Source organism: Pectobacterium parmentieri (genome assembly GCF_001742145.1).
Lineage (GTDB): Bacteria > Pseudomonadota > Gammaproteobacteria > Enterobacterales > Enterobacteriaceae > Pectobacterium > Pectobacterium parmentieri.
Genome location: NZ_CP015749.1, coordinates 2,763,467 through 2,777,685 on the forward strand (window position 1 = coordinate 2,763,467; position 14,219 = coordinate 2,777,685).

The window sequence follows — 14,219 nt, forward strand, 5'->3', positions numbered from 1 at the left end:
CCCCGCTGTGAATCACTTACTCTTTTTAAGATGCGACATCAGCCGCTTACGCTTACGCAATTGGTTTGGCGTCAGCGTGTTGCGCTTGTCTGCAAAGGGGTTTTCCCCTTCTTTAAACTGAATACGAATCGGTGTGCCCATCACTTCCAGCGAACGACGATAGTAGTTCATCAGATAGCGCTTATAGGAATCCGGCAGGTCTTTCACCTGATTACCGTGGATCACCACAATCGGTGGATTATAACCCCCGGCATGCGCATATTTCAGTTTCACGCGACGACCACGCACCAATGGTGGCTGGTGATCGTCTGCTGCCATTTGCATAACACGCGTCAACATCGCGGTACTCACACGGCGCGTCGCGCAAGAATAGGCTTCCATAACCGACTCAAACAGGTTACCCACGCCGCTGCCGTGTAATGCGGAAATGAAGTGAATACGGGCAAAGTCGATGAAACCGAGACGCAGATCTAGCATATCTTTCACCTGGTCACGCACTTCCTGCGACAGGCCATCCCATTTGTTCACCACGATCACCAGTGAGCGCCCACTATTGAGGATAAAGCCCAGCAGTGAGAGATCCTGATCGGAGATACCTTCACGCGCATCAATAACCAGCAGCACTACGTTGGCATCTTCAATCGCCTGCAACGTCTTGATGACGGAGAATTTTTCTACCGTTTCCGTGACTTTACCGCGCTTACGCACCCCAGCGGTATCAATCAGAATATATTCACGTTCGTCGCGCACCATCGGAATATAGATACTGTCACGCGTGGTGCCCGGCATGTCATACACGACCACACGCTCTTCACCCAGAATACGGTTAGTCAGCGTGGATTTGCCCACATTCGGACGCCCGACAATCGCCAGTTTGATCGGCAAATCTTCAGGATTGAAATCGTCTTCCGCTTCCTCTTCGCTGGCCTGCTCTTCCGCTTCTAACGCAGCCCAATAAGCCGCGTTCTCTTCTTCTTCGGTTAGCTCGACGGGTTCTTCTATTTCATCTTGTACAAACGGCAGCAAAACCGTTTCCAGCAGCGATGTCACGCCGCGACCATGAGATGCCGCGATCGCGTAGACTTCACCCATACCGAGCGAGTAAAAATCTGCCGTGACCATATCCGGGTCAAGGCCATCGGTTTTGTTAGCGACCAGTACCGTCATCTTTTCGCGGCTACGCAAATGTTTGGCAATGCCTTCATCCGCAGGCATCAGCCCCGCACGAGCATCGACCATGAACAGCACGATATCGGCTTCTTCAATCGCTACCAGCGATTGACCCGCCATTCGCGTTTCCACACCGTCTTCTGTGCCGTCGATCCCACCGGTATCGACGATAATAAATTCATGCCCTTCCACCTCTGCACGACCATACTTGCGGTCGCGAGTCAGCCCAGGGAAATCCGCCACCAATGCATCACGAGTGCGCGTTAAGCGGTTAAATAGCGTGGATTTACCCACATTCGGGCGCCCGACCAGCGCGACGACAGGTATCATTGTTACAACCTCATTACTTATATTTCAATACGTTACAGCGAAATACTCGCTGACGATAAAAAGACGAAACGGCCCCTGATAGTGTCAGGAGCCGTTATGGGAACGCATCCAAAAGCGCTGCGCTCCAAATCAATACGAGATTACCTAGCGAGTAAACGCGTAGACATCACCGTTTTTCGCCTGAATCAACAGCTTGTCGCTGGCAACGACAGGCTTGCTCAGGAAACCAGAGCTATCCACTTTTTGTTGCGCCACAAAGCGACCATCTGCCGTATTCAGCCAGTGCAGATACCCTTCAGCATCGCCCACAACCAGATAGCCGTTATACAGTGCCGGAGCCGTTAAGTTGCGGTGCAGCAGATCGCTTTGACGCCACAGGCTCACGCCGCCGTTGGTGTTCAATGCAACGACGCGATCGTCCTGATCGACCAGATAGATGCGGTCGCCGTCAATGATGAAATCATGCACTGAACCCAGTTCACGCTTCCACAAAACCTGACCAGAACGCAGATCCAGCGCGGTCATGTTGCCATTGTAACCCAATGCGTATACCACTTCGCCCGCAACAACAGGTGTTGTGTCGACATCATTCAAACGATCGATTTCGGTTGCGCCACTCGGCTGCGAAATACGCTGTTGCCAGATGAGCTGACCCTGATTGATCATGATGGCATTCACACGACCATTGTCACCGCCGACAATCGCCGCACCAAACGCGGTTGTCGGTGCAGATTCACCGCGCAGAGACAGCGTCGGCATATCCAGATTGACACTCCACTTGATTGCGCCATCCGCTTCATTCAAGGCCTGCAACATACCGTTGCTAGTGTGGATCAGCACCACACCATCGCTGACCACAGGACGGGACAGCGCTTCGCCGGCCACTTTCGCCTGCCACACCGGCGTACCATCTTCCGCATTCAGCGCATAGACCTGCGCCTTTTCGCTGCCGACATAGACATGGTTACCAGAAACCGTCACGCCGCCAGACAGCAGTGCTGGATTATTGCGAGAGAAGAAATTGGTTTTCTCGGACAGGTCGGCGCGCCACACCTCTTTGCCATCATTCAAATCCATCGCTTTTACGGTGCCACGACGATCGGCGGCAAAAACGCGATTATCTTGCCATGCTGGGTGAAGATTGGAATAAAATTCACCAATGCCACTCCCAACCGAGCTGTTCCACACTTTGGTTGGCGTGAACTGATTTTCCACCTTCGGCAATGGAGACATAGCGACGACATCTTCTTCGCTGTTAAACAGCGAGCATCCGCTCAGCAGGGCAACAGAAACCAGTCCTACCAACAGTGTTTTACGCAATTGCATGGAATTCCTCTTAGCTGGATAGGTTATTCAGTTTCATGCGCAGTAACGCTTGCTGTGCCTGCGATGGATTGGAAGACAACCCTTTGTTGTAGGCATCACGCGCAGCCTGATTATCCCCTTTGCTCACCAGAATATCGCCACGAACTTCCGCTGCCTGTGACGCCCAGCCTTCCGGCTTGATGGCATCCAACGTTTTCAGCGCGTCATCCGCTTTGTTTTCCTGTAGCTGAACCCGCGCCAGACGCAGATTCACTACCGCCAGCAGATCGGCATCTTTAGTCTGCGACTGTGCCAGTACCAGTTGCTGCGCTGCTTTAGCAAAATCTTTCTGATCAACGTAATGGCGAGCCAGCTCCAGAGAAGCAAGCGCACCATAGGTATTCTTATTCTCAGCCGTAAATTTCTCTGTTGAAGCAATCGCTTCCGCTTTGCCTGCGGCCAGTTGTTCCGTCACCTGCTGATAAGACGCAGATGCCGCCTGCACGCTGTCATTTTGATGGCTTTGCCAGAAACGCCAGCCAACCAGTGCACCAACGCCCAATACAACACCGACAACCAACGCCTTTCCGTTCTCCGCGAGGAAACGACGTAGCGCATCAACCTGTTCATTCTCTGTGGTATAGACTTCCACGGTGTCTCTCTCCTCAATCCAGTAACGTTGTCAGCCGCGATGCGACATCGGCCTGTGCCAATGTATCCTGTTCGCCATTGCTCAGGTTTTTAACCACAACCTGACCGGCCGCCACTTCATTTTCGCCTAATACCAATGCGACGCGTGCGCCCCATTTATCAGCGCGGGCGAATTGTTTCTTAAAGTTGCCACCACCGTAGTTGGTCATCAGTTTCAACTGCGGCAGCGCATCACGTAATTTCTCCGCCAGTTGCATTGCAGCGACCTGCGTTCCCGTACCGGAAGAAATCAGATAAGCATCTACGCTTGGCTGAGCTTTAAAATCCGGGTTCACAGACTGCACCAGCAGAACCAGACGCTCCAAACCCATTGCAAAGCCGACCGCTGGCGTCGCGTGGCCGCCCAGTTGCTCCACCATACCATCATAACGCCCACCGGCACAGACCGTGCCCTGAGCGCCCAAACTGGTGGTAACCCATTCAAATACGGTGCGGTTATAGTAATCCAAACCACGAACCAGACGCGGATTAACGGTATATGGGATACCGGACTGCGTTAAAAGTTCACCTAGTGCCTCAAAGTGTTCGCGCGATTCGTCATCCAGATAGTCCGTCAGCACTGGCGCATCATTCAGCAACGCTTGAATCTGTGGATTTTTGGTATCCAGAACGCGCAACGGGTTGGTGTACATCCGGCGCAGGCAGTCTTCATCAAGCTGATCTTTATGCTGTTCGAGGAACGCCACCAGCGCTTCGCGATAGCGGGCGCGCGCGTCCAATGAACCGATCGAGTTCAGTTCCAACTTCACATGATCGGCGATGCCAAGCACTCGCCACCAGCGGGCCGTCATCAGGATCAGTTCTGCATCAATGTCTGGCCCTTGCAGACCAAAAACCTCACAGCCCAACTGATGAAACTGGCGATAGCGCCCCTTCTGCGGACGCTCGTAGCGGAACATTGGGCCGACATACCACAAACGCTGTTCCTGATTGTAGAGAATACCGTGCTCAATACCCGCGCGGACGCAGCCAGCCGTCCCTTCCGGGCGCAGAGTCAGGCTTTCGCCATTGCGATCGTCAAAGGTATACATCTCTTTTTCGACAACATCGGTCACTTCACCGATAGCGCGCTTAAACAGCGGTGTTTGCTCGACAATCGGCAAACGAATTTCATTATAGCCGTAGCCGCTGAGCACCTGTTTCAGGCTGTTTTCAATACGCTGCCACAATGCCGTTTCGGCTGGCAGGTAATCGTTCATGCCGCGAATGGCTTGAATATTTTTTGCCACGTCAGTTCTCTATGCGTTTTTCAAAAAATAAACCCGATTATAGAGGGATTGTCGTCGCATCTTCAATGCGGGGCATCCCCATCGGGTTCAGGAATCGTGAATTATACAGGTGACGGAATACCGTCATGCCTGCAAACTTATTTATCCACCAGATTGACGGTAATACGCTGATTTTCGTCCATCATGGAGGCTTTCGCGCGAATCTTGGCTTCTAACTGATCGATCATTTGTTCGTTATCGAAGCGTTCTCTCTGCCGCACGCCGTCTTCATAGAAGCCGCTCTTATTGTGCCCACCCGTTACGCCAATGGTAGAGACCAGCGCTTCACCGGGGCCATTCACCACGCAACCGATAATTGAGACATCCATTGGCGTGATGAGATCTTCTAGTCGTTGTTCCAGCGCGTTCACTGTACCGATCACGTCAAATTCCTGGCGAGAACAGGTCGGGCAAGCAATGAAGTTGATTCCACGTGCACGAATGCGTAGTGACTTCAGGATATCGAAGCCGACTTTCACTTCTTCAACCGGATCGGCCGCCAGCGAGATACGCAGCGTATCGCCAATACCTTCAGACAGCAGCAGACCTAGGCCGATAGCCGATTTCACCGCGCCGCTACGTGCACCACCAGCTTCAGTGATACCAAGGTGCAGCGGCTGATCGATGCGCGCTGCCAGCAGACGATAGGATTGGACCGCTAGAAAAACATCCGATGCTTTAACGCTGACTTTAAACTGATCGAAGTTCAGGCGGTCAAGGATATCGACATGGCGCATTGCCGATTCGAGCAGCGCTTCCGGTGTTGGTTCACCGTATTTTTCCTGCAAATCTTTTTCCAACGAGCCGCCGTTAACACCAATGCGGATCGGGATGTTGTTGTAACGCGCACAGTCGACAACCGAGCGAATGCGCTCTTCGTTACCAATATTACCGGGGTTGATGCGCAGACAGTCAACGCCGTATTCTGCGACTTTCAGCGCGATGCGGTAGTCAAAATGGATGTCGGCAACGAGCGGGACATTCACCTGCTGTTTGATAAGCTTAAAGGCTTCCGCCGCATCCATTGTGGGTACGGAGACGCGGACAATATCGACACCAACACGCTCTAGCGCTTTAATTTGATTGACGGTAGCTTCAACGTCGGTGGTTCGAGTGTTGGTCATGGATTGCACCGCAATCGGCGCACCATCACCAACAGGCACCTTGCCGACGTAAATCCGTGTTGATTTTCGACGGGTTATGGGTGCAGCGTTATGCATTACTTCATCTCCAACATTGCAGTCTTACTTGAACAACATATTATTCGGCCGTCAGCGTCAGGCGTGCAACCTGACTACTGCGTACAAATTGGCTTAAATCGACCGGCTTACCTTGAAATTGGATCTGTAGCGCAGTTGGCGCGCCAATTTTAAGTTTATAAGGTGACTGACCATCCAGATTCAGCGTGCCACCGTTACGCTGCATGCCGCTGAACAGTTTCTTACCGCTCGCATCCGTGACTTCCAACCAGCAATCAGCCGTAAAGGTCATTACCAATGCATGAGTTGCAGACACCGGAGTGCTCTGCGCTACCGTAGCAACAGGTGCGACTGCCCCAGCACCCAGCAGAGTATTACCCGCAGCCTGCGGCTGTGCGGTATTAGCCGGTGAAGATGATTGGCTAGACGGTGCGGCAGAAGGGACTGTTGTGGAAGAAGGAGACGTTGACGGTGTCGCCGCGATAGTGGCGGAAAGATCGACTGGCGTTGCGGAAGGTGCCGTTGCAGAACTCGGCGTCGCAGTTTCCTGCGGAGCGCTGTTATCCATCAGCGAAATGGACTGCCCTTCCGTTTGCGCCTGTACCGAACTGGCGTGATCGACCATACTGTTAATCTCCGCCTGTTGAGCCTGATGGTTTTGCCACCACCATGCACCCGTTAGCCCCAAAACAACCAGCACGACCAGCCAGGTGATTGTCATCAACCAGCCATCACGCTTCTTGCGGTTTTTCTTCAGTGAAAAACTTTGCATCGGCGAAACCGAGATCGTTTTAGGCACGGCCTGTTTATCCACTATGGGAAGCAGGTCATCTTCAGGTAAATGAACCAGCTTGGCATAAGAACGGATATAACCGCGCAGAAAGGTCGGTGCTAAATCAGCAGGAGTCGTACCGTCTTCAATATCACGAACGGTGGTGATTTTAAGGCACAAACGCTCGGCAATAGTTTGCTGAGTCAGCCCAAGGCGTTCACGCGCCTCACGCAGACGTTCACCGGGTAGTTTTGCTTCTGTTGTATTTTGGGTGGCTTCAGTATTCATTAGCTAAGAAATGCTGGTACTGTTTAGATTGTGGAAAACTTCGCGCCAGCACGTTGCCATAACGTTCTTTATCGCCATCATGGCCCGCTAACGCGGCGAAACGAATCTGTAACCATAAACTTTCGGCACTGGCCGGAAGACTATGCTGATAAATCTCAATCAGCAGTCGCGCTTGCTCACTTTTTCCGGCAGAAAACTGTTGGTTTGCTTCCGCCAGCAATGCGACGCCTTTCTTCGGGTCATATTTCAGCGCCCGACTTAATAAATTGCGTGCGTCATCAACCCGTCCAGCATTGAAAAAGCAGTATCCCGCATTTTCCAATGCATCAGCAACCTGACTGTAATCAGGAAGTTGTGCAGCCGCACTAAACTGTCGCTGCGCCGCTACATACTGCCCTAAACTACACAGAAACGCACCGTAATTATTCATGACGCTGCCATTTTCCGGTACCATGTTCAGCACCTGCTGATAACGCTGTTCGGCCAGACGGTTTTCACCTATCCGCTGTTCGTAAAGCGCCATCCCCAATTGCGTTCGATAATCCTGCGGAGCAACCGCGACCGCCTTCTCAAGATTCTGCCGCGCCGAGTCCAAATTATTGCGCGCCAGATACGCCAACCCCAACTGTAAGCGGGTTTGGGCGACCGCTGGATTTGTCACCTCATGAGGCGAATTCACACACCCCACCAGCAGCAATATCGCAAACAAGTTACTCAGCGGTGATAACGCCCTTCCATGTAATAAAGACAGTCCCTGCAATAGAGGCTTCGCCATCCCTGTTCCCTCGCGTTGTCATTTCTGACAAAGAGGTTACCTGAATACAAACAGAGTGGCAGTCAAGCCTCACAACAACGCGGCACGCCTCGCAATTTACCCACCGTTGCCCTGAAAATGACCTAGGCAAAACGACATCCGCGGCGAGACGCTGGGTTAGCGTTTCCGCATTAACCCGCACCATTCGTTATCAGACCGCTTTCACCGCGATAGGTTCACCGGCCATTTTCTTCTTCAACGTGCGCTTGGTTCTATCCACGACTTCACCCGCCAACTGACCGCAGGCAGCATCAATGTCATCCCCACGCGTTTTACGTACTATCGTCGTGAAACCATATTCCATCAGCACTTTGGAGAAACGGTCAACGCGGCTGTTTGAGCTGCGGCCATACGGCGCACCCGGGAACGGGTTCCATGGAATCAGGTTGATCTTGCACGGCGTATCTTTCAGGCATTCAGCCAGTTGATGCGCATGCTCGGTGCCGTCATTGATATGATCCAGCATTACATACTCAACCGTAACGCGTCCCTGATTCGCATTGGATTTCTCCAGATAACGACGCACTGCACTCAGGAACATCTCGATATTGTACTTCTTATTGATCGGCATGATTTCATTACGGATGTCGTCTGTCGGCGCATGAAGTGAAATCGCCAGCGCAACATCAATCATATCGCCCAGTTTATCCAGTGCGGGCACCACGCCTGACGTAGACAGCGTCACACGGCGCTTAGACAAACCAAAGCCGAAGTCATCCAGCATAATTTCCATCGCTGGCACCACATTAGTCAGGTTCAGCAGCGGTTCGCCCATCCCCATCATTACCACGTTGGTGATCGGACGCTGACCAGTGACTTTAAAGGCACCGATGATCTTCGCCGCGCGCCACACCTGGCCGATGATTTCCGATACGCGCAGGTTACGGTTAAAGCCCTGCTGCGCCGTTGAGCAGAATTTACACTCCAGCGCACAGCCGACCTGAGACGATACGCATAGCGTGGCACGATCTTCTTCTGGAATATAAACCGTTTCAACCCGCTGGCCGCCCACCAGAATCGCCCACTTAATCGTGCCGTCGGAAGAGCGTTGTTCATCCACCACTTCAGGTGCGCGAATCTCAGCAATTTCCTGCAATTTGGAACGGAAAACTTTGTTGATATCCGTCATCTGGTTGAAGTCATCACAGCAGTAGTGATAGATCCACTTCATGACCTGATCGGCGCGGAACGGCTTTTCCCCCATAGACATGAAAAGCTCGCGCATTTGCTGACGGTTAAGATCAAGCAGGTTGATTTTTTCCGCACTGGTTTTAACGGATTGAGAAGCATCAGCAGATGCCGGGGAGAATTCAGACACGATAGTTTCAGACTCAGACACGATTTGCTTAGACATTGATAGATCCTGGCCTCGTTGTTACACGTTATGGCGCTAAAAAAGAGGGTTGAATTCGATGGTAATGACCAAAGAAATGCCCCGGGCAAGTGCAGGCTCATCCGGGGCGCAGCATTGTACAAAGTTTAAAACAGGTAAGCTACCATCACCGCTTTTTTTCTGAGTCATTGCTTCAGCGTCGCGCACTGACTTGGTGAAAAAAGGGCAATATTATTAGTACTCACCTGCTATTACCCACGCAGAATTACGCGCGCGGGCAGATTTCGTCGTCGCTAAAGAAATAAGCAATTTCACGCTGAGCAGATTCGATGGAATCGGAACCATGCACCGCGTTCGCTGTGAAGCTGTCGGCATAGTCAGCACGCAGCGTTCCCGCCAACGCGTTGGCGGGATTGGTGGCACCCATGATGTCACGGTTACGTTGAACGGCGTTTTCACCTTCCAGCGCCTGCACCATGATCGGACCAGACATCATGAACTCAACCAGACCGTCAAAGAAGGGCTTACCTTTATGCTCAGCGTAAAAACCTTCTGCTTGCTCACGGCTCAGACGCAGCATCTTAGCCGCAACAATAGTAAAACCAGCGCTTTCAAAGCGGGCGTAAATCGCACCGATGGCATTCTTGGCAACCGCATTAGGTTTTACGATGGAGAAGGTACGTTCTATCGTCATATTGACCTCATTAACTAAACTATCAGATTACAGCCGGATTATAAGAATTATCTATATCCTAAATAATTCGAGTTGCAGGCAGGCGGCAATCGCACGAATCCCCAGGAGCTTACACCAGTAAGTGACTGGGGTGAGTAAGGGAAGCCAACGCACATGCAGCTTGAAGTATGACGGATATACCCAGCCAGTGAAGGTGGCGGAAATTATAGGGGTACTGGCCTTTGTTGCCTACCAAGGAAATAACATTTTATTAAAAAAATATTACCTCTTCTTTTCTCTTCATTAACGATTCTATTCCCAATGACTGACGCCAACCAGGATGACTGGACGCAATTAAAACAAGCATATACAAACAGTATCGCCCAATAATCCATGACTTGTCGGATTAGGGAAAATCGCTGACAATGAATCTATCATTGCACATCGGGGCTGAATTCCTCAGCCCTAGCGTGGAGGATCTATGTCAGCATCGTCTTCTGATTTGCCCGTTTCTCATGAGCGGTTTGTCTGCGCAGACTGGCTTGCCAGCCACCTGAATGATGGCAACATCACGCTCATTGACGCCCGAATGCTACCTCCAGGTAACACTCATCGTGATATTCATGCAGAGTACCGCGATGGTCATTTGCCAGGCGCGGTTTTTTTTGACATTGAAACCCTGTCCGATCACAGCACCGATCTGCCGCATATGATGCCGACTCGCAAAGACTTCGCACACGCGATGGGTGAGCTGGGGATCGATAATCAGCAGCATTTGGTGATTTACGATGAAGGTAATCTCTTTTCAGCCCCCCGAGCATGGTGGATGCTACACACCTTCGGTGCCACATCGCTTTCTATTTTGAGCGGCGGGCTGGCAGGCTGGAAAGCGCAAACCTTGCCATTGGAACAAGGCGATGTCATACGCAAACCCGCCACGTTTAACGCCACACTGGATGAAAATGCTATTCGCTCACGCGATGACGTACTCTCAATCAGTCGGGATAAATCAGAGCAGATTGTCGATGCCCGCCCCGCCGCGCGTTTTCATGCCGAAGTGGACGAACCGCGCCCCGGCCTGCATCGTGGCCATATTCCCGGGAGCCTGAATGTGCCGTGGACCGATTTAGTGAATAACGGGACGCTGAAACCCAATGCCGAACTGGCGACTATTCTGCATAAGCACGGCGTGGATTTCACTCGCCCCATCGTCGCCAGTTGTGGTTCTGGCGTGACGGCGTCCGTCGTAGTATTAGCGCTGACGCAGTTAAATGTCCCTAATGTGACATTATACGATGGGTCGTGGAGCGACTGGGGCAGCCGCGATGATGTCCCGATTGCACGCGATTAATGCTGGGTGAGATTACATCCAACCGCGAATGGCGGTCAGATGTAGAGCAGGCGACAGCGGAAAAAGCCTAATCCGCTGTCGCCGTCATGCCGATTACGCGTTGCCGGTAGCCTTAAATTCCCGCAGGAAACTGCCCCATTTACGTTCGTAGAACGGCGTGGTGTGTTTAATCATGTAATGGCTGATGCCCGGCTCACCGTCTTTCACCAGACACAGATCGACAGGACGGTCGTCCGGTAAGGTATCGCTGGCGACGTTGCCCGCTTCACGAATGATGGTTTCCTCATCCTGATCGACATCAATACCAATCAATAGGTGCGGCTGTTCTTCACCAGGCTCCTGAATCTGTGCCAAAAACGCCCGCTTCACCTGGCGATGCTTGGCAAACAGTTGCGTCAGGGAGTCGATCATCTGTGCGGGCATCTCGGCTGGCTGACTCAGCATCACCTGCATATCTTCTTCAACAACGCGTTGCTGAACAAAACCATTGCCTTCGCCAGACAGTATATGTTCAATTTCCTGCGGCAAAAATTCTTTGCCATACGGCAGCTTAGGATTAAGGAACAGCGTGACACCCTGCGTCATTTCAAACAATGACCGCACTGGCAGTGCCAGAAAAGGTGTTTCTTCCGTAATCACGCGCTGTAACGCTTCCAGAGAAGAAAAGAAAGGAATGGCGGATGAACCATCGTCTTTTTCCCAGTGCTGGATGTTCACATTACTGCCCGCATGCAACACCACCTCACCGGACTCATCTCCGTCATCGGTACTGCCCAACACAAACACCGTAGCTTCCATCAGTTCACTGAAAAATTCAGGACGATGCGCTGGCTCCGTTGCGGCCAGAATCAGCACTTCTTCCAGTTTGTTACGTGGCGAAAACTCCATACTTTCCTCAACATGATTACGTTAAAAGCCGGCACGTTGAGAGCCGGCTTTATTTCTCAAGACATTCTGTACATGGCAGACAAACCTGAAGCGACTACTTGGCGTTACTCAGCAGAAGATTCGCCAATGTGCGAACACCAAGCCCGGTCGCGCCTGTCGCCCACTGTTCTACCGCACTTTTGCGGTACGTCGCAGAACAGTCAATGTGCAGCCAACCCTGCTGATAATTTTTCACAAAATGCGACAGGAAAGCGGCTGCCGTACTGGCACCAGCGGTGTGTGCACCACTGGCAATATTATTCAGATCGGCAAAGCTGGACGGCAGATGGCTGCGGTGGAACTCTTCCAGCGGCAGACGCCAGAACGGCTCATTCTCTTCTTTCGCACTTTCCTGCAATGCCGCCACCAGCTCATCATCAAAACTGAACAGAGCGTGATAATCATTGCCCAGCGCCATTTTCGCAGCACCCGTCAACGTGGCACAGTCGATAATCCACTGCGGATTCTGCTCGGAGGCATCGATCAGGCCATCCGCCAGTACCAGACGTCCTTCAGCATCGGTGTTCATCACTTCAACCGTTTTGCCGTTACGGTAGCGAATAATATCGCCCAGACGGAACGCATTGCCGCTCACCATGTTGTCTGCACAGCACAGATACAGCTTTACGCGCTGCTGCAAACCACGTGACGCCGCCAGCGCCAGTGCACCTGTCAAAGTGGCAGCGCCGCCCATATCTGACTTCATAGAATCCATGGACCCACTAGGCTTCAGGCTGTAGCCGCCGGTATCAAACGTAATACCTTTGCCGACCAAGCAAGCAAATACCGGTGCATCCGGGTTACCCGTCGGATTATAGTCCAACGCCAACAGTACCGGCTGACGTTCAGAACCGCGACCAACCGTGTGCAGGCCGGCATAATTCTGTTCGCGCAGATCTTCACCTTTGGTGATGCGGTAGCTGACAGCATCACAAGCTACGTGACACAGCAGGTCGACCGCACGGGTCGCCAACTGTTCTGGCCCCAGATCTTCAGCAGGCAAGTTGATAGTGTCACGCACCCAGTCAACAATTTTCAGGCGGTCATTCAGCTCTTTCTTATCAGCGTCGTTCAATTCCGCCCATTCAACCGTTCTTTGCCCTTTCGGCCCGCGATACCCTTGCCAGAATGCCCAACTGTTTGCCAGATCCCAGCCTTCACCCGCTAACGTAACGTGTTTAATCCCTTGCCCGTCAATTTTACGAGCGGCGCGCTGGATCGTTGCCAGTGCAGCATTGCCATTCAGTGACGTCGTGCCAACATGAATGGTAAAACCCTGCTCATTCACACTCAGCGTCGCTTTCTCTCCCCAGCGCACATCAGCAGGTTGAGTGGAGAGTGAAATCAGCATGGTATTGTTCGTCATAGAGCTTCTCCGATAATGGATATTCCTGCCACTTTTCATGTTTGCAGGTGCTTTTCATATTTGCAGATACATAAACCGTGCATCATGACATGAAAATGTTACGAATTTTGGCACGGAAATAAAATGGGCCACCCAAGGCAGCCCGTCATCGCGCTATTCTGCTTCATCTAACCAGACCAGCAGGATCGCTTCCAGAATTTTTTCATTGGAGGCATCTGGTCGGTCGTCAAATTCATCCAGTTCGCAGATCCACTGATGCATATCCGTGAAACGTACCGTTCTCGGATCGAGATCGGGAAACTGGTCGTAAAGCGCTTCGCCGATCGCCCGGCTGTCCGTCCATTTTAGTCCCATAACTGTTCCTATCTATTCAGATCAATGCTCGCGCGCATGGTTGATCGTATAGCGCGGGATCTCGACAACCAGATCGTCTCCGGCAACGCGCGCCTGACAGCCCAGACGGCTTTCTGGTTCCAGCCCCCAGGCTTTATCCAGCATATCGTCTTCTTCTTCCGTGCTTTCCGCCAGTGAATCAAAGCCTTCGCGCACGATACAGTGGCATGTTGTGCAGGCACAGGATTTCTCGCAGGCATGTTCGACGTCAATTCCGTTACGCAAGGCAACTTCCAGAATGCTTTCGCCACGTTCCGCTTCCAAAACCGCGCCCTCAGGACACAGATCCTGATGCGGTAAAAAAACTATCTTAGGCATG

14 protein-coding genes are annotated in these 14,219 nt (G+C 52.1%); 1 reads left to right on the top strand and 13 read right to left on the bottom strand.

Going from position 1 to position 14,219, the window contains the following annotated elements:
* Window positions 1-12 precede the first annotated feature (12 nt).
* The 9 genes from der to ndk form a co-directional block, all read right to left on the bottom strand.
* Window positions 13-1,500 (bottom strand): ribosome biogenesis GTPase Der, encoded by a 1,488-nt coding sequence (gene der / locus A8F97_RS12555; RefSeq protein ID WP_033071034.1) that lies wholly within the window; start codon window positions 1,498-1,500, stop codon window positions 13-15.
* Window positions 1,501-1,644: 144 nt separating this feature from the next.
* Window positions 1,645-2,826 carry an outer membrane protein assembly factor BamB gene (gene bamB, locus A8F97_RS12560; protein ID WP_033071033.1) on the bottom strand — a complete coding sequence of 394 codons (1,182 nt, stop codon included), beginning with the start codon at window positions 2,824-2,826 and terminating at the stop codon, window positions 1,645-1,647.
* A 10-nt stretch (window positions 2,827-2,836) separates the two neighbouring features.
* Window positions 2,837-3,457, bottom strand: coding sequence for a YfgM family protein (locus tag A8F97_RS12565; RefSeq protein ID WP_015729857.1), 621 nt, complete (start codon window positions 3,455-3,457; stop codon window positions 2,837-2,839).
* Between the two features lie 13 nt (window positions 3,458-3,470).
* A complete protein-coding gene (gene hisS / locus A8F97_RS12570) occupies window positions 3,471-4,745 on the bottom strand; it encodes a histidine--tRNA ligase (protein ID WP_015729856.1) in 1,275 nt (424 codons plus the stop codon).
* A 137-nt stretch (window positions 4,746-4,882) separates the two neighbouring features.
* Entirely contained in the window at window positions 4,883-6,004 is a 1,122-nt protein-coding gene (gene ispG / locus A8F97_RS12575; RefSeq protein WP_014698959.1) for a flavodoxin-dependent (E)-4-hydroxy-3-methylbut-2-enyl-diphosphate synthase, read from the bottom strand.
* A 40-nt stretch (window positions 6,005-6,044) separates the two neighbouring features.
* On the bottom strand, window positions 6,045-7,043 hold the full coding sequence (gene rodZ, locus A8F97_RS12580) for a cytoskeleton protein RodZ (RefSeq protein ID WP_033071032.1): 999 nt from the start codon (window positions 7,041-7,043) through the stop codon (window positions 6,045-6,047).
* Window positions 7,033-7,818, bottom strand: coding sequence for a type IV pilus biogenesis/stability protein PilW (pilW, locus tag A8F97_RS12585; RefSeq protein ID WP_050512632.1), 786 nt, complete (start codon window positions 7,816-7,818; stop codon window positions 7,033-7,035). The genes rodZ and pilW overlap by 11 nt, the downstream gene beginning before the upstream one ends.
* Before the next feature lie 190 nt (window positions 7,819-8,008).
* Window positions 8,009-9,211, bottom strand: a complete 1,203-nt coding sequence (gene rlmN, locus A8F97_RS12590) for a dual-specificity RNA methyltransferase RlmN (RefSeq protein WP_014698956.1) — start codon at window positions 9,209-9,211, stop codon at window positions 8,009-8,011.
* Window positions 9,212-9,455: 244 nt separating this feature from the next.
* Window positions 9,456-9,884 (bottom strand): nucleoside-diphosphate kinase, encoded by a 429-nt coding sequence (gene ndk / locus A8F97_RS12595; RefSeq protein ID WP_014698955.1) that lies wholly within the window; start codon window positions 9,882-9,884, stop codon window positions 9,456-9,458.
* Between the two features lie 460 nt (window positions 9,885-10,344).
* On the opposite strand from ndk, the gene sseA reads away from it, so the two are divergent.
* Window positions 10,345-11,214 carry a 3-mercaptopyruvate sulfurtransferase gene (gene sseA, locus A8F97_RS12600; RefSeq protein ID WP_014698954.1) on the top strand — a complete coding sequence of 290 codons (870 nt, stop codon included), beginning with the start codon at window positions 10,345-10,347 and terminating at the stop codon, window positions 11,212-11,214.
* A 93-nt stretch (window positions 11,215-11,307) separates the two neighbouring features.
* Here sseA and sseB read toward each other — a convergent pair whose 3' ends face one another.
* The 4 genes from sseB to fdx form a co-directional block, all read right to left on the bottom strand.
* Window positions 11,308-12,102, bottom strand: a complete 795-nt coding sequence (gene sseB / locus A8F97_RS12605) for an enhanced serine sensitivity protein SseB (RefSeq protein ID WP_014698953.1) — start codon at window positions 12,100-12,102, stop codon at window positions 11,308-11,310.
* Window positions 12,103-12,196: 94 nt separating this feature from the next.
* Entirely contained in the window at window positions 12,197-13,507 is a 1,311-nt protein-coding gene (gene pepB / locus A8F97_RS12610; RefSeq protein WP_014698952.1) for an aminopeptidase PepB, read from the bottom strand.
* 153 nt (window positions 13,508-13,660) lie between these two features.
* The gene (gene iscX / locus A8F97_RS12615) at window positions 13,661-13,861 is read right to left on the bottom strand and encodes a Fe-S cluster assembly protein IscX (RefSeq protein ID WP_014698951.1); all 201 of its coding nucleotides are present in this window, start codon (window positions 13,859-13,861) and stop codon (window positions 13,661-13,663) included.
* A gap of 21 nt (window positions 13,862-13,882) precedes the next feature.
* Window positions 13,883-14,218, bottom strand: a complete 336-nt coding sequence (gene fdx, locus A8F97_RS12620; protein WP_014698950.1) for an ISC system 2Fe-2S type ferredoxin — start codon at window positions 14,216-14,218, stop codon at window positions 13,883-13,885.
* Window position 14,219: the final 1 nt, after the last annotated feature.